We start from the raw sequence: 22,124 nt of genomic DNA on the forward strand, positions 1-22,124 counted from the left end.
ACACAACCCCTGTAACGGCGGAGTCTTTACGGCTCTGCCGTTTTTTATTTTCTCAAAAAATCTTTGAATATATCGAGACGGTAGCCCGATTCTTCGGAAAGTTTTTTTATCACCGTATATTTCTTAAATGCGTTTTTAATAATTATTATTATTTCATTTCCGGAAGCGGTTTCGGTCTCTTCGTTGTCGCCGCCTGTGAGCGAATATATAATTATCTTTTCGATTACCGAAAGCGTAAACAGCCAATCCAGAAATTCCTCGAAATTTTCCTTGCTGAAATAAACTACTCCTTCATATTCGTTAACGCCGATATATGTTCTAACCGATTCGTCGTCCAGCAAGTTGAGTATACAGTTGAACTGGTATTTCCTGTTTTCGGTTTTATCGTTATCGCCGCTATCGCAAAACATTTCGATTGCGCCGTTATTGATGTCCTGCAAGATTTTAAGCAACAATAATTCCCGCAGCAATTCGAATTCGCCCTTTCCGATTCTCTTGAGTATTTTTCTAATCGGCGAATCGAGCAATATTTTACTGATATAATTTTTCTTGTTAATATCGCCGTCGTCTTCGAAGAGCGACGACAAATTCGATACTACAAGCCATATCAGATAAAGGATTGTATCGTCTTTGTAGTTTCGGTATTCGTTAGTAATTACCGCTTTATGGAGCTCTTTATTCGGAATGTTTTCATCGACGATAAAATGTTTCTGCAATGTATCGTTCAGCGTTCTCAACGCATCAATTTCAAGCTCGAAATTTTTCCATATCAATTGATTATCCGATTCAAGTTCAAACTGCGCGCAAACTGTATCGATTAACTTATTGAATTTCCGCTTTAAGATAGATTCGCCGCCGTTTATCTCTTCCGAACCGTGAATGTAAATATCATAAAATTCTTCTATCGCATCGTCTTCGAAAATATCGAGGAATGCAGAGTGTATCGGTTCAAGCTGCATCTCTATCATAGCCCGCGAAATACTCGGGACTCCTTTACCCTGTAACTTCCGTTCAAGTTTTTCCCAATCGCCGAATTCATCGTAGATTTCTCTGAAATCCAGAAAGACAGCAGACTGGAAACCATTCAGCTGGATGTAGAAGCCGTCGATCGAAAGGTCGTATCCGGATTTGAGATATTCGAGATTTGTTACGTGCTCTCTAAAAACGTAATAGTAATTTTTAGATGATTTTATGTCGAGCGCGTCCGTGAGAGTTTTAACGTGCAGTTCTTTCTTGCCTCCGCGCTGCAGCAATTTAGGCGCAGACCTGAATATTTTGCCGGATGTGGATTCATATTTATTATTATAGAAGACCAGAGTCTTTTCGCCGTTTTCCCTGTTAGTAAAAGCAATCACGTTTTCGTTGACGTGACCGTAGTCGTCAATAAAATCATAGAGCCAGAAGTTTTCGACATTGCTGAACAAATATCTTTTTCGGAGGAGAGGGAAAATTTCTCTTTCGTGCCGGTCGATCAGCCATTGATTCGGCGATTCGTGATAGTATGCCCTTTGATATTCCATTCCGTATTTTTCCGTAAGTCCTTCGATTTGTCCGTGTGCAAACATCGGCAAACCGGGCAAAGTAGACATCAAAATGCAAACGCCGAAATATTTATCGTCCGAACCGAATTGTTTTATTGCCGTTTCCTCGTCCGGATTGCTCATAAAATTAACATACCGTTTGAGTATTTCAGGCTCGAATTCGAGCGTGTTAGTAATCAAATCCCTGAATTTGTCGTTTTCTTCTTTCATCAGCATATGCATAAAAGCCGAATTATATACGCGATGCATGCCGAGAGTTCTTACAAAATATCCTTCCATCAACCAGAAAGCTTCCGCAAGGAGCAGAGTGTCCGGCATTGCCCGATTAATTCTGTCGACAACTTCCCGCCAGAATTCCTTTGGAAATAGTTTGTCGAATTCTTCTTTAGTCATCGAAAAATCCGATCTGGAAGGAATGTCGCCGCCCTTACCCGGCTCCGGATACCAGAGTCTCGAAAAGTGTCTTTTTGTTAAAGTCATAGCCGCATCGAACCGGATAATAGAGAATTTACGTGCTACTTCGAAAATTTTCTGAATCACAGCTTCGCGAACTTCCTCTTTGATCATATCCAATTGCGCGGTATCGTTCCACGGCATATTCGTTCCGTCGTTTCCGTGGTAGATATAACGCCTCTCGCCGGTTTGATTATTTATCCACTCGAATACTACCGCCGCATCCGAGCGGTCCCAATAACCGTCTTCAATACGAATTTGGACTGCGGGGTCGTCCGAAAGATCAGGTCCCGTAAAGCTGTAAGACGGAAACGGAGGATAAGAAGTTTGTATGAAATATTCCGGATGTTCTACTATCCAGCGCGAATAAATGCCGGTATGGTTAGGCACCATATCGCTGGCAAGACGGATGCCGAAATGTCTGGCTCTTCGATTCAGGTTTTGGTAAGCTTCCTCTCCGCCAAGGTCTCCGGCAATAATATAATCGTAGAGGGAATATGCCGATCCGATAGCGTCAATATTTCCCATCAAGTGTTTAATCTTTTTCGACGCGCTGCTTCTTTCCCAAATACCGATCAACCATAGCGCGTTAAATCCCCAACGCTTTAATGTTTCGAGTTCTTCGTCCGGTATTTGATCGAGTCTTTTTATGGGTCTCTGATATTTCTTGCTCAATTGATCGAGCCATACATAAGTATTTTTCGCAATCAAAACCACTTTGGGCATCCAGTCGGTATCGGCGGTAAAATTTTCCGGCTCTTCATAATCTTTTTGCGCTTCGAGGGCATACTGATAACCTGATTTACCGAGACGAAGAATATCGGCATTGTCCGGAACGCCGAAGAAATTCGGAGCTACTGCAGGGGCTCCGCCGGGACCTCCGCCCTGAATATATTCCTCTTTAATAAAATCCTTTCCGCGTAATAATTTTTTCAGAAAATCTTCGTTTAATAAAACGCCCCACTTTTCCATAATAAAATCGAGCTGCTTCTCAATATCTTCCGGACTATTCAGAAAAGGCGATTTGAAAAAAGTAAAAATATCCTGGTTTTCCAAGCCGAAGCGTTTTTCTTCTTTGAAAAATCGTTCGAGCAAATCGATGCTTTTGCCGTAAAGGTCTTTGTTTTTGAAATAATTGTCGTCAAATAATTCTCTGATTTTTTTATTCGCGGGATTTTGATTTGCAAAATGAAGAAGTATCAACTCTTCCAGGGCAATGTCGTTATTTTTTTTGCCTGCGGTCATCGAATTGAGATAGTCGTAAATCCCGATACGTCCTCTGAATACATCCGTAGGAGGAAATAATTCCACGAATTCAAACAATAATTTTCGATACTGATTTTCACTCAGATGATTCGTAATAAAACCGGCGGCTCGTTCGAATACTCCGGGATTAACATTCTCTTCATAAATTCTAAAAAGGTAATGATAAATTTCGTCGATTAAAGCGGCGGCGTTGACTTTGCCCGCCTGGACGTAATCCGACGGATTTCTCTTAGAGTTGATTTTATGAACCAGCTTGCGTACGGCATGAAAGTCCGCAAAAATCAAATTGCCTTCAATCGAAAAGAATTCGTCTTCTATATCGTATTTTTTCCTTATATCCGCTGCAACATGAAATTCATATTTGGGATACGAATTTTTTTTCAGATTAAACGGAAACAGAGACGAAGCGACTTTAGTTTTTGCCATCTTGCTTAATTCATCTGGTTTATTATGTGCAATATAATCAAATATAACCATTTAAGGTAAGGATAAATTGCGGCTGGTATTTTGTCAAATAATCAAATGCGCGTCGTAAATCCGAGGCTCTCGATAATAGTTTTTGCTTTGTCCGCGTCCTGCTGGGTTTCGAAAGAAATTCTGAAAGTGCCGCCGGACCCCAGTCTTATTTTCAAAAGTTCAAGATCCTTTATATTAATTCCCGCTTTATAGAGAGCGGATGTTATTTTTGCAAGCACTCCCGGCTGATCTTTGACAAACACGAAAATGTCGAAGAGCGGATTGATAAAGCCTTTCGTATTCTTCGGAATTTCGTCTCTTTTTTTGCGAGCGCTTTCAAATTTTTCCGCCAGTAGTTTGTAATTGCCTTTTTCAATTGCTCGTTTCAATTCCGTAAGGTCGTAGGAAAAATTATCTATTGCCTGTAAAATATTTTTTTGATTGTATCTGATTATCGGTTCCCAGAGATTGAAATCGCTGGCGGCAATGCGCGTCATATCTCTGAAACCTCCTGCCGCGAAATCGAAGAAATTAATATCGCTGTCTTTAATAACTGCGGAATTAATCAGCGACACGGAAAGCAATTGAGGCAGATGACTGACTGCAGCAACAATTATATCGTGAACTTTGGGATTTAAAAACGTAATATGCGCGCCTGTCGAATGTATCAGGTCTGTAAATTCCTTCAACGTCGGAAAGTTTTTTGACGAGTCGCTTAAAATATAAACACTGTTTTCAAATAAGGTAGAATCGGAATGCTCGTAACCGTTTTTTTCTTTTCCCGCCATAGGATGACCGCCGATATAAAACCCGCTGCAATTGCCGCCGCATTCGTTCCATATTTGATGGAATATTTCTTTGACGCTGCAAACGTCAGAAATTACCTGCCCGGTATTCAGTTTCGGAATTAAATTCTTAAAAGTTTCTATCGATTTGTCGACGGGAAAACAAAGGAAAATCAAGTCGTCGTCCAACGCCTCATCGATTGCGTCGAGTCCGCGGTCTATTACTTTTTCGTTGAGCGCTTTTTCCAGTACTTCCCGGCGGTCGTATGCCGAAATTACCAAACCGGGATTTGCCGATTTAATGGCTTTGGCTAACGAACCGCCGATTAATCCCAAACCGAGAAAAGCTATTTTGTTAAAGCGCAATTTATAATGACCTGTTAATTACCTTTGCAATTGAGTCGAGCTCTTTCATCAGATTTAAAAAAGTATCGGGCAATAAAGCTTGAGGACCGTCGGAAAGAGCTTTTTCGGGGTCGTCGTGAATTTCGATCATTAATCCGTCGGCTCCTGCCGCGACTGCGGCTCTTGCCATAGGCGGCACCTGGTCGCGCAATCCGGTCGCGTGCGAAGGATCTGCAATTACTGGTAAATGGCTCTTCTTATGGACAATCGGAATAGCCGAAAGATCGAATGTGTTTCGCGTATAAGTTTCGAATGTTCTTATTCCTCTTTCGCAGAGCATTACATCCGGATTGCCGCCGCTTAAAATATATTCGGCAGACATCAGCCATTCTTCGATAGTAGCGGCAATACCGCGTTTTAACATAACCGGTTTTTTCACGTTGCCCAGTTCCTTCAGCAACGGAAAGTTTTGCATATTGCGCGCTCCGACCTGAAAAATGTCGGTGTAAGGTTCGATCAGCTCGATATGACTAATCTGCATTACTTCGGTAATGACAAGCAGGTTATATTTGTCGGCGGCTGCGCGCATCATTTTCAAACCTTCCACTCCCAATCCTTGAAACGAATAAGGCGAAGTTCTCGGTTTGAACGCGCCTCCCCTTAAAATTCTTGCGCCGGATTTGGCTACCGTTTCGGCAAGTCTGAAAATCTGCTCTTCGCTTTCTACAGAGCATGGACCAGCCATCATTGCAATTTTATCGCCGCCAATTTCAACGTCCTTAATTTTTATTACAGTGTTTTCTTCTTTAAAACTCCGGCTGGCGAGCTTATACGGCGTTGTAACCCTGTAAACGTCTTCCACTCCCTCGAGTATGCTGATATTTCGTATGTCGAAATTAGGTTGAACGCCGATTGCGCCTATAATAGTTTTTTCGGCTCCTTCCGAAAGATGAACTTTAAAGCCGTAATTTTCGAGATGATTTATTACGTTTTGTACCTGTTCTTTTGTAGCGTGTTTTTCGAGTATAACAACCACTTTAAATTACCTCCTTAATTATGAAATTTTTTTTCGCCCGCCTTTATTTCCAACGGAATATAATCTTCCTTTGAAGGTATTGCACAGGAATAATTCGGATTGTAAGCGCAATACGGATTATAAGCAAGATTAAAATCGACTGTGTAAATATAATTCGGATCGTCCTGTTTTTCAAAATCGAGATACCTGCCCACTCCATAGGATTCTTTGTTTGTAGTTTTATCCGTAAACCAGATGGAATAATATTTTGTCCCGTCCTTTCCCGTCGATTCGTATACATTTACCTTAAATTCTTCTCCGTCGTAACGAAATTTCACATAACCGAATTTAACCGTTTCCCTCGGCTCGCCTTTAGTGCCGTATATTATCACAGTGTCTTTTTCCGGGTATTCGTACAATTTACTTGTGAAAACGAAATCGGGCTTTACATCGAAATAATTCAGTTCGTGAAATTCCACTTTATTTTTGAAATTAAACGGCGACCTGGGGTCCGACTTCATAAACTCGTTAACTTGCGCGCGGTGTTCTTCGATTCTTTTTATATAAGCCTCTTCTTCGGGCGACAATTTATCCGAGCATGAGAAAAGTAAAACAGACAAAAACATTACGTATAAAATTTGTTTCATGTTTTTTTCTCTTCTTTTATTTTTTTCTTTAATTCGTTCAATTTATTGAGCGCCTCAATCGGCGTAATTGAATCGATCGGCAAATCCTCAATTTCTTTCCGCAATTCTTCGTCTTTCATTTCGAAGAGATTAATTTGCATCTCGTCGATTTTTCTCATGCGGGAAATTTTTTCTTTCTTAATTTCATAAGGAGTAAGTTCTTTGCTCTCGAGATTAATCAAAATTTCTTTTGCCCGGTTTGTAACATAAACCGGCAATCCAGCCATCTGCGCCACCTGAATTCCGTAACTGTGGTCTGCGCTGCCGGGTTTTACTTTATGCAGGAAGATAACTTTATCGCCGTATTCTCTTACATCGACTTTATAATTTTTAATTCTGGGAAAAATCTCCGCCATTTCGTTCAACTCGTGATAGTGAGTTGCAAAAAGAGTTTTGGCTGCAATTTCAGGATTTTCGTGCAAATATTCCGTAATTGCCCAGGCAATCGAAATACCGTCGAATGTGCTTGTGCCTCTTCCTATTTCATCGAGCAGAATGAGACTTTTACTTGTAGCGTTGTTCAAAATATTTGCCGCTTCCTGCATTTCAACCAGGAAAGTGCTTTCGCCGGTTGTAATGTTATCGCTGGCTCCGACGCGCGTAAATATTCTGTCGACTATGCCTATTCGCGCTTCTTTAGCCGGCACGTAAGAACCGATTTGCGCCATTAATACAATCAAACCAATCTGCCTCAAATAAACGGACTTACCCGCCATATTCGGACCGGTAAGAATTATTATCTGGTCTTCCGAAGAAGACAAATGACAACTATTTGGAGTAAATTTTTCGCCGGGAGGTAAAATTTGCTCGACTACCGGATGCCTTCCGTCAACTATGTCGATAACATCCGACTCGTCGACCGTGGGTTTTACGTAATTGTATTGCTCGGCGCACTCGGCAAACGAGAGAAAACAATCGAGCATGGCAATCAAACGGGCATTCGTCTGTACCGGCTCGGTAGCCGCTGCAATCTGGTACCTGATTTGCTCGAATAACTCGAACTCGAGCCTGGAAATATTATCCTGCGCGTTAAGAATTTTTTCTTCGTATTCTTTTAACTCAGGAGTAATATAACGCTCGCTGTTAACCAGAGTTTGTTTCCTGATGTAGTGAGAGGGCACTTTATCTTTATTTGCGTGACTTACTTCGATATAATAACCGAAGACCTTGTTGTAACTGACTTTCAAAGAAGAAATACCCGTCTTTTGTCTTTCTTCCTTTTGCAGATTGGAAATCCATTCTTTTGCGTTGAATGCCAGATTGCGCAATTCGTCAAGCTCCGGATTATATCCCGGTTTAATTACGCCGCCGTCGTTAATAGAAGCAGGCGGTTCTTCATTGATAGCGTTTTCAATTTTGGAAACCAATTCTTCGAGAGGATTCAATTTGTCGTTGATTTGTCTCAGAGTTTCAGCCTTCGATTGATCGAGCAGTTGTTTTATCAATGGGATTTTTTTGAGAGAATTTTTCAGATTGATTACTTCCCTCGGATTGATTCTGCCCGTGCATGCTCTGGCAATTAATCTTTCGATGTCGCCGATTTCGCTTAACTCTTCGCGTAAGTTTTTTCTGAGAATTTTATTCGCGAATAATTCTTCAACGCATTCCTGCCTTTTGAGTATCGGTTCGAGTTTTTTTAACGGAGTTGTAATCCACCGTTTAAGAAGACGTCCGCCCATCGAAGTGGAAGTTTTATCGAGAATCGATATGAGCGACCCTTCTCTTTCTCCGCTTTGAATTGTAAATAAAATTTCGAGGTTTCTTTTTGTGGAATAATCGAGCGCCATATACTCGGTCGGATTATACACCGAGATACGGTTTATATGCGGAAGGTTGGCTTTTTGAGTTTCGCGCAAGTAGTTAAGTGCCGCTCCCGCCGCCGAGACGGCAAGATTCATATTTTCGATTCCAAAACCTTTCAAGGTTTTGACCTCGAAATGATTCAGTATCAAATCCTGACAATAGTCGAAGTCGAAAATCCAGTCGTCAATTTTGGTAATTCTTGCGTCGCCGGCATATCTTACGATTAACGGCTCGAGTAAATTCTTCAGTTTTTTGGGTATTAAAATTTCGGCGGGATTTATAAGCCCGAGCTGCTCGGGCAATAATTTTTTGTCTGTTTCATAAGTTTGAAATTCGCCTGTCGAAATGTCGCAAAATGCGAGTCCGAATCTATCATCGTCGCCGTATATCGAAAGCAGGTAATTATTTTTTTTATGGTCGAGCAATTTATCGGAGAAAGCCACACCGGGCGTAACCACTTCTATTACTTCCCGTTTAACAATTCCTTTGGCGAGTTTAGGGTCTTCCACCTGTTCGCACACCGCCACCCTGTAGCCGGCGCGCACAAGTTTGGGAAGATACGAATCGATAGCGTGATGCGGAAACCCGGCAAGCGGTACGTCTTCTGCCGCTCCGTTGGCTCGTTTGGTTAATGTAATGCCCAAAACTTTCGAAGCTATTTTTGCGTCTTCCTCAAACGTCTCGTAAAAATCCCCCATCCTGAAAAGCAGGATCGTATCGGGATATTCCTTCTTTATCCTCGTATACTGAGCCATTAACGGGGTAACACTCATACCGGTAAATCTCGATTTTTTGGGATAAAAATATACTATAATGAATGACGAATAACAATTTGGGTTTGATTCAAGGAAGGTTGTAACAAATTAAATTTCGTAAATTTTCTTTTCTTTTAGGATATTAAAAGGCTGCCCGTAACAGAGAGCAGCCTGCCGGTATTCGCTTACTCGTCAATGAATAAAGAAATTCACTCCGATGCCGATATTAATTGCTTTGGTTACATCGTCTTCCGGATAATAATCCGAATCGCCTATTTCAGCTCTGCTGTAATTAATTGCGGCTTCGATTGCAAAGTAATTTGTAATAAAATAATCTACTCCGCCGGAAAATTTAATTTCTGTGTATTTCGAGGTAGAACCGTTTTTCATTTCCATATAAGTCAAGCCCGCGCCGAGAAAGGGTTTTAATTTCTTATCCGGATTAAAATAATAACGAACAGCCGGACCAAATCCGTAGTAATTGTACGAACTGTTTTCATATCCGTAATGAATGAAAGTCAATGAAACAGCCGTATACAAATTATCCACGAAGAAATATCCGATTTGCGGCTCGAAACGAAAATAATTGACCGTTCTGCCGTCGTTAGTTACGCTTTCATACGAAACGGAACCGTTTAGCGTGTATGTGCCTTGTCCGACCGGAGATTGCGCCTTAAGGTTTCCGAATACCAGAAGCAATAAAAGAAAGAATGCCGTCGTTTTCATGTGTCCCTCTTTGTTTGTTGATATATATGACTAGAAGAATTAGAATATATAATAATCGAGTATGGTTCCCAATTATGCCCTTCGCCCTCGTTAAAAATATATGCCCGCGATAATTAATTTATTTATTGTGTATTTTCATAAAACTCAACTTATCCCAATACCCTCTTTGAAGTTTTATTTTGCCGTTCTCTATATAAAAAAATCCGCATCCTCTCAACCCTAACGGATCGCGCCATTCGAGCGCAGCCCAATTTCCGTCTTGGAGCAGATTCTCCACAATACAGACCATCTCGGCTTCGGCAAATTCTTTCTTAAACATATCTCTGATTGCGCTTTTGCCTTCGACGGGTTCATTTGGAATTTGGTAATTAACTGCGTCTTCGCTGTAGAGTTCGGACAATCCGTCCGCATCGGCTTTATTGAAAAGCTTCACCCATTCTTTAACGACTTCACCCGCTTCCATGCGTCTCACTTTTTTATAATCCCGTTTTTATATTAGCTAATATACTCAGAAATACAACCAATAAAAAAGTAACCGCCGATAATATCAGCCATCTCATACCGGCATACGATGCCACTCCGATCATTCCGCCAAGCGCGGCATAAAATAACGCGACATAAGGTATCGCTATGATTTTATTTTTCCTGAAATCGATCTTCAACGAATAATCGAGTAAAAATTCGAGAATTATAAACAGACACAGCAATATCAACTGAAGGTAATAGATAAACGGTCTATTAAATACATGAGCTTTTATAAGAAGGAATAATGCGGGGAAAAATGAGAACAGGAACAGGACCCCGAGTAAATATTCCGTTTGCGGGCGTTTGTATAATCTCGCTATAAACAAAGCCGCCAGAATAATATTGTTCCAGACCGCAAGTAGCGCCCCTGTCAGATTATATGGATATTCATCAAGCGACATCTAATTTTATTATTAGATAGAATTTGCCTCGCTTCAAAATAAATAAAATCGAACTCTGTTCAAAAAGAATTTTCAGATAAGATAGCCGGCAATTGCATCGGCTATTTTTTCGCCGTCGATTGCTGCCGAAACAATACCGCCCGCATATCCGGCTCCTTCTCCCGCAGGATACAAACCCTCGATTTGTAAATGGCGCAACGTTGTTTTGTCTCTCGGAATCCGGAGCGGCGAACTGGTTCTCGTTTCGGCTGCTAAAATTTGAGCTTCGGCGGAAATAAAGCCCGGCATCTTTTTATTAAAAATAAGGAGCGCCTCGCGTAAACTTTTTTTTATTCGTTCGGGAAATATTTCGTTCAAGTCGTATGAAACGGCGCCGGGTATATAAGACGTCGGCGGCAGGGAATCCGAGACTCTTCCTTTCAAAAAATCGACCACTCTTTGAGCTGGCGCTTTTTGAGTTTTACCGCCGGCTTCGAACGCGGCAATTTCAATCGATTTCTGGAATTCCAATCCTGCAAATACTCCGGCGTTTTTATACTCTTCCCAATCGCTTTCATCCACCGATACAACGAGTCCGGAATTAGCAAACGGCGAATCGCGCCTCGATAAACTCATACCGTTGAGCACCAGTTCGCCCGGCGCTGTGGATGCCGGTACTATTATGCCTCCCGGACACATACAGAATGAATAAACTCCTTTGTCATCAACCTGACAGGCAAGGCTGTAACTCGCCGCGGGTAAATTGGGATGTCGTTTTTTTGCGTGATATTGTATGCTGTCGATTAAATTTTGCGGGTGTTCGATTCTTACTCCCAGCGCAAACGGTTTGGCTTCAATCAGTATTCCTTTTTTGTCAAGCAAGTAATAGATGTCTCTTGCTGAATGACCCACGGACAGTATTACAGCGTCGGCTATAAATTCTTTTTCGTCGTTAACTATTACTCCCCGGATACGGGATTGTTCAACAATCAAATCTGTTACTCGCGAATTGAAATGAATTTCGCCTCCGTGATTCAGAATCGTTTCCCGAATGTTCGAAACTACTTTCGGCAATACATTGGAGCCAATGTGAGGATGCGAATCAATCAGAATTTCGGATTGCGCGCCGTGATACACAAGAAGATTCAGAATCCTTTTAACGTCGCCTCTTTTAGTCGATCTCGTATATAATTTACCGTCGCTGTAGGTTCCCGCTCCTCCTTCGCCGAAGCAATAATTTGAATCGGGATTAACAATGCCGAACTGTTGAATGGTTCTTAAATCTCTCCTTCTGCTCCGAACGTCCTTTCCCCTTTCCAGTATAATCGGTTTAATGCCGAGCTCGAGAAATCGCAATGCCGCAAACATGCCCGCAGGCCCGAAACCGACAATAATTACTCGTTTTCCATTTTCAACATTTTTAAAATCGAAACCGAAGGTTTCTTCGGCGGGTTTTTCGTTTATATATACAACCGCTTGTATTCTATAAACGGGATTTTTTCTGCGCGCGTCGATAGAACGTTTTAATATCGAAACATGAGTAATCTCATTAATATCTTTCCGGATCTCTTTTGCCGCAGCTCTTCGAATAAATTCATAATTAAAAATGTTTTCCGGCTGTATGATTAATTCGAGTTCTTTTTTCATATTAGTACGTCGACTTAATTACGCCGCCGTCGACGGCGATAGTTGAACCCGTAATATACCCCGCCTGCTCGGAAGCAAGATAGACAATCAAAGAAGCGACTTCGTCCGGACGACCGAGGCGTTTCATAGGTACGTCATTAGCCATCGATGATAAAATTTCTTCGTGAGACACTCCGCTTTCTTTGGCTCTCACAACGGCTAACTCATAGAGTCTGGAAGTTAATGTGTAGCCGGGCGCCACGTTATTGACCGTAATATTAAATTTTCCCACCTGATTGCTCAAGGTTTTTGCGAATGCAGTTACCGCGCTTCTGAATGAATTCGACAACACCAGGTTATCAACCGGTTGTTTGACAGAGAGGGAGGTTATATTAATGATTCTGCCCCAATTTTTTGCTTTCATACCGGGAAGCACAAGCCGTGTAAATCTAACGGCGCTCATCAACACCTGTTGAAAAGCTTCCTCCCAATTTCTGTCGTCGATATTTTCAAAAAAGCCCGGCGTCGGTCCGCCGCAATTGTTTACAAGAATATCGATGTCGCCCAGCTCGTCTTTAACTTTTTTGACGGTCGTATCTATGTCCTCGCTTTTATTGATATCGCATACAACCCACATCGGCTCCACGTTAAAAATATTCCGGATTTCTGACACTGTTTTTAACAAATTATCTTTATTGCGGGAACAGATAGCTACTTTACAGCCCTCTTTAATAAACAACTCTGCCGTCGCCCTTCCTATTCCCATACTGGCGGCAGTAACCAGAACGGTTTTACCTTTCAGAAACAGTTCCACTTATCACCTCGCGGATAATTTTTTAATTATTAATGCGAAGATAATATTTGCGGTTATTATAAAAAAATAGCAGGCTCAAACGAGCCTGCATCTAACAAATTAAGGAGGCTATGCTATGAAGAATTCCTCGTATTGAGGAAACCGTTTTAAGAGGGGAGGTTATTTAACTGATCTCTTACAATTTTTTCCGTGTCGAGCGCAATAACCAATTCTTCATTTGTGGGTATACGCAATACTTTTACTTTTGAATCCTCGGAGGAGATAACAGCTTCGCCTTGAGGATTTTTATTTAAGTTTTCGTCGAGTTTGATTCCAAGGAATTCCATGTCGGCGCAGACGTCTTTTCTAACCATATCGGAATTTTCACCGATGCCTCCGGTAAACACTACGGCATCCAGTCCGCCCATAGCAGCCGCATAAGCGCCGATATACTTTTTGATTCTGTACGTAAATACATCGAAAGCGTTTTTGGCTTTTTTATTGCCTTCGAGCACTGCATTTTCAATTTCTCTCATATCGCTGCTTTCGCCGCTAAGACCGATCAATCCGCTGTGTTTGTTTAATAATGTATTTGCTTCGGAAATTGACAGACCTTCTTTACCCATAATATAAAGAATCACAGACGGGTCCATATCTCCGCTTCTTGTGCCCATTAAAAGACCCTCGAGCGGGGTGAAACCCATAGTAGTATCGACCGATTTACCGCAATCGACCGCCGCCATCGAACATCCGTTGCCCAAATGCGCTGTAATTATTTTCAGTTTTTCGATCGGACGATTCAATAAAGCAGCCGCTCTTTCGGAAACATAACGATGCGAAGTTCCGTGAAATCCGTACCGTCTGATTTTATACTTTCTGTACAATTCATAAGGAATGCCGTACAAAAATGCTTTCGGAGGCATTTGAACGTGGAATGCCGTATCGAAAACCGCCACTTGAGGCACATTAGGAAGCTGTTCTTTTGTGGCATTAATTCCTTTTATATTCGGCGGATTGTGGAGCGGCGCAAGTTCAATATTTTCTTTAATAGCGTTCATCACCTGATCGGTAATAAGAACGGAGCCGGAAAAAGTTTCGCCGCCGTGAACAACTCTGTGACCCACCGCGTCAATTTCTTTTTTATCTTTTATTACTCCGTGATTAGGACTGAGCAGAACAGCGATTACATATTCAATGGCTATCGAATGATCCAGAATTTCGCCTACTATTCTGATTTTCTCTTTACCGTGGGGGGTATGCGTCAAAACTGCGCTTGACATTCCGATTCGTTCCACCATTCCTTTTGCAAGCGCAATCTTCTGTTCGGTGTCGAAGAATTGATATTTAATCGAAGAACTTCCGCTGTTTAATACCAGAACTTTCATTTCAAACCTCTATTGCATCGTTGATGTAATTATTTTGCCGTCGGCGTCGTATTTAAAGAAACCTTCGCCTGTTTTCTTGCCGAGTTTTCTTTCCCGTACGAGTTTTCTCAAAATCGGGCACGGTCTGTAACGCGGCTCGCCCAGGCTGTGCCATAAAGTTTCCATCCATGCAAGAACTTCGTCGAGTCCCATTGTATCTGCCATTTCGAGAGGACCCATCTTAAAATTGTATCCCAATTTCATAGCGGTGTCGATATCATGCGCCGAAGCGATTCCTTCAAGAAGAATATACATTGCTTCGTTCAGTAACGGAACGATAGCGCGCGTTGTAACAAAACCGGGATACTCGTAAACCTGAACCGGAGTTTTGCCGATGCGAGCGGCGAATTTTTTAATAATTTCGACCGTCCTGTCGGAGGTTTCGAGTGCGCGAACCAATTCGACCAACGGAACTTTCGGTACGGGATTCAGAAAGTGCATTCCGATAATTTTATCGGGCCGTTTTGTCACTTCGGCAATTTTGGTCAAACTGAGCGTTGAAGTATTCGATATGAAAATAGTATCGGGTTTCGCAATTTCGTCGAGTTCTTTGAAAATCTTTTTTTTCAGTTCGTAATTTTCGTCGACAGCTTCAATTACCAGATCGCATTCGGGAATTTCAGAGCGGTCGGTAGTCCATTTAATTCTGCTGAGAATCGATTTCATTTCGCTCTGCGTCATAGCCCATCTTGCAATTTCCCTTTCCATCGAGGCTTTCAGACTTTCCTGCGATCTCTTGCAACGCTCTTCGTCTTTTTCAATAATAACGACGTCGATGCCGGCAACCGAAATAGTTTGCGCTATTCCCTGCCCCATCAAACCGCCGCCGATAATAGCGACATACTCGATTTTGTCTTTATCTCCGTTGGCTGATTTTTCGCCCAGGAGGTCTTCCAGACGTAATTTTTCTTCGGACATTTCTAACCTTAATTTTTTCTGCGAATTATAACAAAATCCGTACCAACAATTTAATAAGAAATAAGATAAATTTGTTATCTTATCAGTAAACTTTTTATTAAATCTAAAAAAAGCGATTCAAATGTGAGAAACTGCGCCGATTTATATGAACCCTGAAAAGATACTTAATGAATTTTTCGGTTACGAAAAATTTCGGCCGGGTCAAAAAGAAATAATCGACTCGATACTCGAAGGCAGGAACACGCTGGCAATAATGCCGACCGGCGGGGGCAAATCGATTTGTTATCAAATTCCCGCCCTCGTTTCCGATTCTATCTCGATCGTAATATCTCCGCTTATTTCATTGATGAAAGACCAGGTCGATTCGATAAACAACAAAGAGGAAGTAGCCGCTTATATCAACAGCTCTTTAGAGCCGAAAGAAATTTTTTCGATCTATCGTAAAATAGAATCGGGGAAAATAAAGCTGCTCTATGTGGCGCCGGAAAAACTCGACAATAAAGAATTCACGGAAAAAATCAGAAGCTTAAAACCCGCCTTTCTTTTCGTCGACGAAGCTCATTGCATTAGCGAATGGGGACATAATTTCAGACCGAGCTACAGAAAAATAAAAGATTTCGGCGAATACGCCGGTATTACGAAAATATCCGCATTTACCGCTACAGCCACGGAGGATGTGCGCGAAGATATCGTAATGCAATTGGGAATGAAAAATCCGCGCGTTTTTGTATACGGTTTCGAAAGAAGCAATCTGCGTCTCCATGTAATACGAACCATAAGAAAAAAAGAAACGCTTCTGAAGATACTCAACGAAAATGAAAAGCCGTCTATAGTTTACACCGCCACGCGCCGATACGCCGAGGAACTTGCTAAATTTCTTACCGACAACGGCATTTCGTCTTCTTACTATCACGCCGGCTTAACCGCCGACTTGAGGAGAATTATTCAGGACGATTTTATCGAAGGCAGAACAAATACAATAATCGCGACAAATGCTTTCGGTATGGGAATTGACAAAAGCGATATAAGAACAATCGTGCATTACAATATTCCCGGCAATCTTGAAAATTATTACCAGGAAATCGGAAGAGCCGGAAGAGACGGCAAGCCTTCAAATATTTTTTTACTATACGACGAACAAGATATCAATATTCAGGAGTATTTCATCAATAACTCCTTCCCCAACCGCACTCAGGTCGAGTTGATTTATAATTCGATTTGCGACCACCACAAAATAGCTTTGAACGCATTTCCCGACAAACCTGTGCGGCTTGATCCGGATCTCTTATCGTACCTTGAAAAGCAAAAAATAAATAAGGCTCTTCTGGAATCTTCCCTGAAAATTTTAGAAAAGTCGGGTTATATAAAACCGGAACGAAACTATTCGAGCAAATATTATGCGGTATTCCCTCACACGTATGAAAAAATCGACAGCTTCGCAAAAAAACTAGAAGACAACGAGCTTAAAGATCTGTTGTATCTGCTGGCAAAACTATATAAGGAAAAAATTTTTGTTCGTAAAACCGAGATTAACATAAAAAAATTGTCCGAAATATTAGGAGCGACCGAAAAAGAGATTTCCGGGAATCTCGAGCTTTTGGATCGAAGCGGCATAATTAATTTTACAAAGCCGGCGCCTCATACAGAAATTAAATTTATTAAAGAAAGGCTGCGAAACGATCTGCTAAAATTCGACTTTTCGGATAACGAACGGCTGATAAAACACCATAAAGCAAAATTGCGGCGTATGATAGACTATGCTCATACACATGACTGCAGGATGAAATTCATACTCGATTACTTCGGCGAGAGACACGATAATTACAAATGCGGCAATTGCGACAACTGCGCAAACGTGAAAATTACGCTATCCGACAACGATTATATTAAAGGGCATATTCTCAGCGCTTTGAGGGAATGCAATAAACCTTTGAATACGCAAAGGCTAATAAAAATCTTAACAGGAACGGATCCTGACTACGGAAATTACGCTTCTTATGCGGCTTGCACTCATTTTACAGCATGGGAAATCGAGGACTCGCTTGCCGATTTGCAAAACGAAAATAAAATCGAACTCAAAAACGGATTTGTAAAATTAAAAGTCGACAACAAGAAAGACGATTTCAACGATTACGAATCGCGACTGATTCTGTTGAATAAATTGAAAGAAATAAGAAAAGAAGCCTCTGTAAAATTCAATCAGCCCGCATATATGATTTGTCCCGACAACATTTTGACTGAGATATCCCGTCGCAAGCCGGCGTCTTATTCCGAATTGATGTCGATACGCGGATTCACAAAATATATGTACAACAAATTGGGCGAAGAGATTCTTTCGGTTATTAAAACAGCAGAAGAAGAGAGCTCTTTGGATAAAAAACTTTCCGAAAAAAATATTCCTCAGAATTTCAAAAAAATTTATGAGCTCGTTCAAAAAAGATATTCGTTAAAGGATATGTCGTCGATAACCGGACTGCCGGAATCCGTAATCTCAATTCAGCTCGAAACATTAATCGGCATTCTGCCGGATTTGGAAACGGACTATCTGTTCGATAAAGGCGAGCTCCGGAAAATCAATGAAAAAATCGACGAGGGAATTCGCGATTTAAAAAATCTTTATAAGATTTTTGAAGGGAAAATCAGCTATTCCAAATTACGAATAGCTCTCGCAAAAAAAGGATTCAGTTGATATTGTCTTCGGCTTTCAAACGATTGAGATATTCTTCCGATAAATCAAAAAACCGTTCCCATTTTTCTTTATCTTCTTTCAAGCTGTTCAGATAGTCATCAAACTGTTTTTCATCGATATCGTATTTTTTGAACAGTTCTTTTTTATAAGCTTTTGAAGAATCGGATTCGGCGCCGTACTTTTCGTTAATTATCAAAACGCTAACATATACCTCGGCGGCTTTCCGGTCATCCAGTCGGATTTTTTGTTCGCAGCCGTAAAATAATGCGGGCAGTAAAACGAGCGCCAACAGAATAATTTTATTTTCTTTTACTGGCTTCAAAAAGAATTCTCTTTTCACGTTCAGTCAGATTCTGGTAACCGCTTTGACTTATTTTGTCGAGGATTCTGTCGATTTCTTCCTGAGTAATTTCCTCTTCTTCGGAATTGAGTTCGTAGAATTCGGCTTCTTCGATTTCCGTTCCTCTGAATTTACGCGGCTTTCTGAATTTAGCGGAGCCGCCGAAATTTTTACTCCGTTTAAATAAATTGAACAAATTATCGAATCTGAAATGATAGTTGCGGTCGAGCATAATGAAAAGGAAGCCAGTAACGGCGCCGCCGATGTGAGCCAGGTGAGCTACGATTGTAGGTTCGTTTACGGAAACGAATTCAAACAAGACAAGAATTGCGATCAAATACTTTGCTTTAATCGGAATAAGGAAATAGAACAATATATACCTGTCGGGGAAAAACATTGCAAATGCAATCATAATTCCGAATACGGCGCCCGAAGCGCCGATTGTAGGAGCAGAAACCGAACCGAGCAGAGGCGATAAAAATATCTGGAAGAGTCCGGCGCCAATTCCGCACGCCAGATAAAATATCAAGAACTTTCTCGGACCCATTATATTCGCAATTTCCATTCCGAACATCCAGAGCATAAACATATTAAACAGTATATGGGTAAAACTGCCGTGCATAAACTGATAAGTTATAAATTGCCATATCTGGAAATTATACGGTTCCCCGAGCTGGTCGAAACCCCATATCGGATTGAGCGCAAAATATCTGTTAAGAAAATACCATCCGGGAATACCTCCGAACGTAAAATTCTCGAATATCAGCTGTATTAAAAAAACAACTACGTTAATAATCAGTAAATTTTTAATTACCTTCGGGAAAAAGGAAAAACCCCCGAAACCCGACGGACGATAATAATCTCTTGAATCAAGTCCCATTTAATAATCGCTCTTTTTTATATACGAAAATATATTTTTTTTACCAGAAATGCCCTACATTGAGGAAATTAAATAAGGCTGACCCGCGGAGAGTCAGCCCTTGAGTGAGAAATCAATTGTCGTCGTTCAGAGCGGCAACGCCCGGAAGAACTTTACCTTCTAAGAATTCGAGCGAGGCGCCGCCTCCTGTCGAAACGTGAGAGACTTTATCTTCGAGATTGGCTTTTTTAATTGCCGCTGCGGAGTCGCCTCCGCCGATTATCGTTTTGGCTCCTTTTGCTGTTGCTTCGGCAAGCGCTTCGGCAATTGCAAATGTTCCTTTGGCAAAGTTATCGAATTCAAAAACTCCGAGCGGACCGTTCCAAATTATTGTCTTGCTTTCGAGAATTACCTGTCTGAACGCTTCGATGGTTTTCGGGCCGATATCGAGTCCCATTTTGTCGGCTGGGATTTTATCCGAGTCGACTACTTCGGCGGGAGCGTCGTTATTGAATTCCGGCGCGACTACGTTATCCTTCGGCAGCAATACGTTCTTGCCCGACGTTTTGAATTTTTCGAGCATCTCTTTGGCAAGTTCAATCTTTTCTTCTTCCAACAGCGACTTGCCTATTTCGTAACCCATGGCTTTATAAAACGTATAAGCCATTCCTCCGCCGATCAAAAGATTGTCTACTTTCGGCAGAAGATTTTCGATGACGTCGATCTTACCGGAAATTTTCGAGCCGCCAAGAATTGCGGTAAACGGACGCTCGGGATTTGCTATTGCGCCTCCGAGATAGTCCAATTCTTTTTGCATCAGATAACCTGCGGCGCATATGTCGATATATTTCGTAACGCCTTCGGTGGAAGCATGAGCGCGGTGAGCGCTTCCGAATGCGTCGTTAATATAAACGTCTCCCAGGCTTGCCAATTGTTTCGCAAATTCGGGGTCGTTCTTTTCTTCTTCAGCGTGGAAACGCAAATTTTCCAGCAACAGCGCTTCGCCTTCCTGCAAAGAATCCGCCATTGCTTTGACTTCGTCTCCAATGCAATCCGGAGCAAATTTAACTTCCTTGCCGAGCAGTTCGCTCAATCTTACCGCAACCGGTTTCAAAGAGTATTTCGGATTCGGATTACCTTTAGGTCTGCCGAGGTGGCTCATTAAAATTGCTTTTCCGCCGTCGGAAATTATTTTTTTAATTGTCGGCAGTGCGGCTCTAATTCTCAGGTCGTCTGTAATATTCATATTTTCATCGTAGGGCACGTTGAAATCCACTCGAACCAGAACTCTTTTTCCCTTAAGGTCTACTTTGTCGATGCTTAATTTTTTCATTTTATCCTCCAATCGATTTACTTTAGTCGATATAAAAAAGACGCAGCGCGGTATTTGTCCGTCGACTGCGTCTTACCATAAATTTAGTCGAATTATTTAATCATTTTAAGGAGTAAATCGACAACTCTGCAGGAATATCCCCATTCGTTATCGTACCAGGAAACAATTTTGAAGAATCTCTTTTCTCCCGGCAAGTTGTTTTTAAGAGTAGCCAGCGAATCGTAAATAGAAGAACGTTCGTCGTGAATAAAATCGGTCGAAACTACTTCTTCGTCGCAGTAACCGAGAATACCTTTGAGGTAAGTTTCGGAAGCTTTTTTCATCAGCTGGTCAATTTCCTCGATCGAAGTATCTTTTTCGGAACGGAATGTAAGGTCTACAACCGAAACGTCCGCAGTAGGAACACGGAACGACATGCCGGTCAATTTACCCTTGGTCGAAGGCAATACCTGTCCGACCGCTTTTGCTGCTCCGGTTGACGAAGGGATGATATTGATAGCTGCGGCTCTTCCGCCTCTCCAGTCTTTCTTCGAAGGACCGTCGACCGTTTTTTGAGTCGCTGTGTATGAGTGAATTGTTGTCATCAATCCGGTTTCAATGCCGATTCCTTCTTTCATCAATACATGAACGATAGGCGCAAGACAGTTGGTCGTGCAGGAAGCGTTCGATACAATAACGTCTTTTTCGGGATCGTACGAATCGTCGTTAACGCCCATAACGATTGTTTTGACGTCGCCTTTTCCCGGAGCCGTGATCAAAACTTTTTTAGCGCCGGCGTCGATATGACCTTTGGCTTTGTCCGAACTTGTAAACAGACCCGTCGATTCGATTACGACGTCTACTCCCAGATCTTTCCAGGGTAATTGAGAGGGCTCTTTCTGAGCCATGATGCATTTGATTTTATGTCCGTTTACTACAAGCACGTCGTCTGCTTCAAGCGACGGATCGCTCTTTTCGCTGCCGAGCGTTCCTTTGAATTTTCCGTGAACGGAATCATATTTTAACTGGTAAGCAAAATATTTTGCGTCCGTGCTGATATCTACAACTGCTACTACGTCTACCTCTTTTCCGAGGTATCCTTTTTCAGCTAGTACGTTGAGTACTAATCTGCCGATTCTTCCGAATCCGTTAATACCTACTTTTACTGCCATAATTTATCCTCCAATTACGAATTTGTGTATAAATTCGGACACAAATATAGATAATTATCTCCCCTTTTTCAATTTAAGGGCATCAAGATTCTGTAATTTTTTAACAGTATTTTTGGATTAACCGTTTTAGTTAAACCAATGCGGATATTAATTCTTATTAATTTAGGGAATAACTGATTTTTCATTAAATTAAAGCAAAAGATATTTAATCCGCTTATGCTATTTTACTTAATTTTACATCCAAGGAAATTACTT

The 22,124-nt window shown here is 41.5% G+C and carries 17 protein-coding genes; 1 reads left to right on the top strand and 16 read right to left on the bottom strand.

All coding sequences use genetic code 11. The features are described 5' to 3' along the window. Positions 1–44: 44 nt before the first annotated feature. The 12 genes from ACSSWA_RS01925 to ACSSWA_RS01980 all read right to left on the bottom strand — a co-directional run bounded on the left by ACSSWA_RS01925 (position 45) and on the right by ACSSWA_RS01980 (position 15,497). Positions 45–3,686 (bottom strand): alpha-amylase family glycosyl hydrolase, encoded by a 3,642-nt coding sequence (locus ACSSWA_RS01925; protein ID WP_437354903.1) that lies wholly within the window; start codon positions 3,684–3,686, stop codon positions 45–47. A gap of 92 nt (positions 3,687–3,778) precedes the next feature. Further along, on the bottom strand, positions 3,779–4,867 hold the full coding sequence (locus ACSSWA_RS01930; protein WP_437354904.1) for a prephenate dehydrogenase/arogenate dehydrogenase family protein: 1,089 nt from the start codon (positions 4,865–4,867) through the stop codon (positions 3,779–3,781). 1 nt (position 4,868) lies between these two features. Continuing rightward, positions 4,869–5,882, bottom strand: a complete 1,014-nt coding sequence (gene aroF / locus ACSSWA_RS01935; RefSeq protein WP_437354905.1) for a 3-deoxy-7-phosphoheptulonate synthase — start codon at positions 5,880–5,882, stop codon at positions 4,869–4,871. A gap of 14 nt (positions 5,883–5,896) precedes the next feature. Continuing rightward, on the bottom strand, positions 5,897–6,508 hold the full coding sequence (locus tag ACSSWA_RS01940; protein WP_437354906.1) for a DUF1684 domain-containing protein: 612 nt from the start codon (positions 6,506–6,508) through the stop codon (positions 5,897–5,899). Next, positions 6,505–9,123: a DNA mismatch repair protein MutS gene (gene mutS / locus ACSSWA_RS01945; protein WP_437354907.1), complete on the bottom strand. Its 2,619-nt coding sequence runs from the start codon at positions 9,121–9,123 to the stop codon at positions 6,505–6,507. Before mutS ends, ACSSWA_RS01940 begins: the two co-directional genes overlap by 4 nt. A 174-nt stretch (positions 9,124–9,297) precedes the next feature. Beyond that, positions 9,298–9,831, bottom strand: a complete 534-nt coding sequence (locus tag ACSSWA_RS01950) for an outer membrane beta-barrel protein (protein WP_437354908.1) — start codon at positions 9,829–9,831, stop codon at positions 9,298–9,300. A 118-nt stretch (positions 9,832–9,949) separates the two neighbouring features. After that, positions 9,950–10,294 carry a nuclear transport factor 2 family protein gene (locus ACSSWA_RS01955; protein ID WP_437354909.1) on the bottom strand — a complete coding sequence of 115 codons (345 nt, stop codon included), beginning with the start codon at positions 10,292–10,294 and terminating at the stop codon, positions 9,950–9,952. Between the two features lie 13 nt (positions 10,295–10,307). Then, entirely contained in the window at positions 10,308–10,757 is a 450-nt protein-coding gene (locus ACSSWA_RS01960; RefSeq protein ID WP_437354910.1) for a hypothetical protein, read from the bottom strand. Between the two features lie 72 nt (positions 10,758–10,829). Then, positions 10,830–12,383, bottom strand: a complete 1,554-nt coding sequence (locus ACSSWA_RS01965) for an NAD(P)/FAD-dependent oxidoreductase (protein ID WP_437354911.1) — start codon at positions 12,381–12,383, stop codon at positions 10,830–10,832. A 1-nt stretch (position 12,384) separates the two neighbouring features. Beyond that, positions 12,385–13,176: an SDR family oxidoreductase gene (locus ACSSWA_RS01970; RefSeq protein ID WP_437354912.1), complete on the bottom strand. Its 792-nt coding sequence runs from the start codon at positions 13,174–13,176 to the stop codon at positions 12,385–12,387. Between the two features lie 146 nt (positions 13,177–13,322). Next, positions 13,323–14,540 carry an acetate/propionate family kinase gene (locus tag ACSSWA_RS01975; protein ID WP_437354913.1) on the bottom strand — a complete coding sequence of 406 codons (1,218 nt, stop codon included), beginning with the start codon at positions 14,538–14,540 and terminating at the stop codon, positions 13,323–13,325. A 9-nt stretch (positions 14,541–14,549) separates the two neighbouring features. After that, positions 14,550–15,497, bottom strand: coding sequence for a 3-hydroxyacyl-CoA dehydrogenase family protein (locus ACSSWA_RS01980; RefSeq protein WP_437354914.1), 948 nt, complete (start codon positions 15,495–15,497; stop codon positions 14,550–14,552). 145 nt (positions 15,498–15,642) lie between these two features. Here ACSSWA_RS01980 and ACSSWA_RS01985 point away from each other — a divergent pair, with 145 nt between their 5' ends. Further along, complete coding sequence (locus ACSSWA_RS01985) at positions 15,643–18,186, top strand: RecQ family ATP-dependent DNA helicase (protein ID WP_437354915.1); 2,544 nt, start codon at positions 15,643–15,645, stop codon at positions 18,184–18,186. On the opposite strand, the gene ACSSWA_RS01990 is transcribed toward ACSSWA_RS01985, so the two are convergent. The 4 genes from ACSSWA_RS01990 to gap form a co-directional block, all read right to left on the bottom strand. Beyond that, a complete protein-coding gene (locus ACSSWA_RS01990) occupies positions 18,179–18,508 on the bottom strand; it encodes a hypothetical protein (RefSeq protein WP_437354916.1) in 330 nt (109 codons plus the stop codon). The two genes, ACSSWA_RS01985 and ACSSWA_RS01990, sit on opposite strands and share 8 nt — an antisense overlap. After that, positions 18,486–19,406: a rhomboid family intramembrane serine protease gene (locus ACSSWA_RS01995; RefSeq protein ID WP_437354917.1), complete on the bottom strand. Its 921-nt coding sequence runs from the start codon at positions 19,404–19,406 to the stop codon at positions 18,486–18,488. Before ACSSWA_RS01995 ends, ACSSWA_RS01990 begins: the two co-directional genes overlap by 23 nt. 112 nt (positions 19,407–19,518) lie before the next feature. After that, positions 19,519–20,718 (bottom strand): phosphoglycerate kinase, encoded by a 1,200-nt coding sequence (locus tag ACSSWA_RS02000; protein WP_437354918.1) that lies wholly within the window; start codon positions 20,716–20,718, stop codon positions 19,519–19,521. A gap of 92 nt (positions 20,719–20,810) precedes the next feature. Then, positions 20,811–21,869 (bottom strand): type I glyceraldehyde-3-phosphate dehydrogenase, encoded by a 1,059-nt coding sequence (gene gap, locus ACSSWA_RS02005; protein ID WP_437354919.1) that lies wholly within the window; start codon positions 21,867–21,869, stop codon positions 20,811–20,813. Positions 21,870–22,124 lie beyond the last annotated feature (255 nt).

The sequence above is a fragment of the Melioribacter sp. Ez-97 genome, assembly GCF_051488665.1.
Taxonomy (GTDB): Bacteria; Bacteroidota; Ignavibacteria; order Ignavibacteriales; family Melioribacteraceae; genus Melioribacter.

Excerpts from the sequence above, each read along its gene's own strand:
- ACSSWA_RS01975 (WP_437354913.1), bottom strand. The coding sequence starts at position 14,540 with ATGAAAGTTCTGGTATTAAACAGCGGAAGTTCTTCGATTAAATATCAA.
- ACSSWA_RS01960 (WP_437354910.1), bottom strand. The coding sequence starts at position 10,757 with ATGTCGCTTGATGAATATCCATATAATCTGACAGGGGCGCTACTTGCG.
- ACSSWA_RS01950 (WP_437354908.1), bottom strand. The coding sequence starts at position 9,831 with ATGAAAACGACGGCATTCTTTCTTTTATTGCTTCTGGTATTCGGAAAC.
- ACSSWA_RS01965 (WP_437354911.1), bottom strand. The coding sequence starts at position 12,383 with ATGAAAAAAGAACTCGAATTAATCATACAGCCGGAAAACATTTTTAAT.
- ACSSWA_RS01985 (WP_437354915.1), top strand. The coding sequence starts at position 15,643 with ATGAACCCTGAAAAGATACTTAATGAATTTTTCGGTTACGAAAAATTT.
- ACSSWA_RS01940 (WP_437354906.1), bottom strand. The coding sequence starts at position 6,508 with ATGAAACAAATTTTATACGTAATGTTTTTGTCTGTTTTACTTTTCTCA.
- ACSSWA_RS01980 (WP_437354914.1), bottom strand. The coding sequence starts at position 15,497 with ATGTCCGAAGAAAAATTACGTCTGGAAGACCTCCTGGGCGAAAAATCA.
- ACSSWA_RS02000 (WP_437354918.1), bottom strand. The coding sequence starts at position 20,718 with ATGAAAAAATTAAGCATCGACAAAGTAGACCTTAAGGGAAAAAGAGTT.
- ACSSWA_RS01955 (WP_437354909.1), bottom strand. The coding sequence starts at position 10,294 with ATGGAAGCGGGTGAAGTCGTTAAAGAATGGGTGAAGCTTTTCAATAAA.
- mutS (WP_437354907.1), bottom strand. The coding sequence starts at position 9,123 with ATGAGTGTTACCCCGTTAATGGCTCAGTATACGAGGATAAAGAAGGAA.
- ACSSWA_RS01995 (WP_437354917.1), bottom strand. The coding sequence starts at position 19,406 with ATGGGACTTGATTCAAGAGATTATTATCGTCCGTCGGGTTTCGGGGGT.
- ACSSWA_RS01925 (WP_437354903.1), bottom strand. The coding sequence starts at position 3,686 with ATGGCAAAAACTAAAGTCGCTTCGTCTCTGTTTCCGTTTAATCTGAAA.
- gap (WP_437354919.1), bottom strand. The coding sequence starts at position 21,869 with ATGGCAGTAAAAGTAGGTATTAACGGATTCGGAAGAATCGGCAGATTA.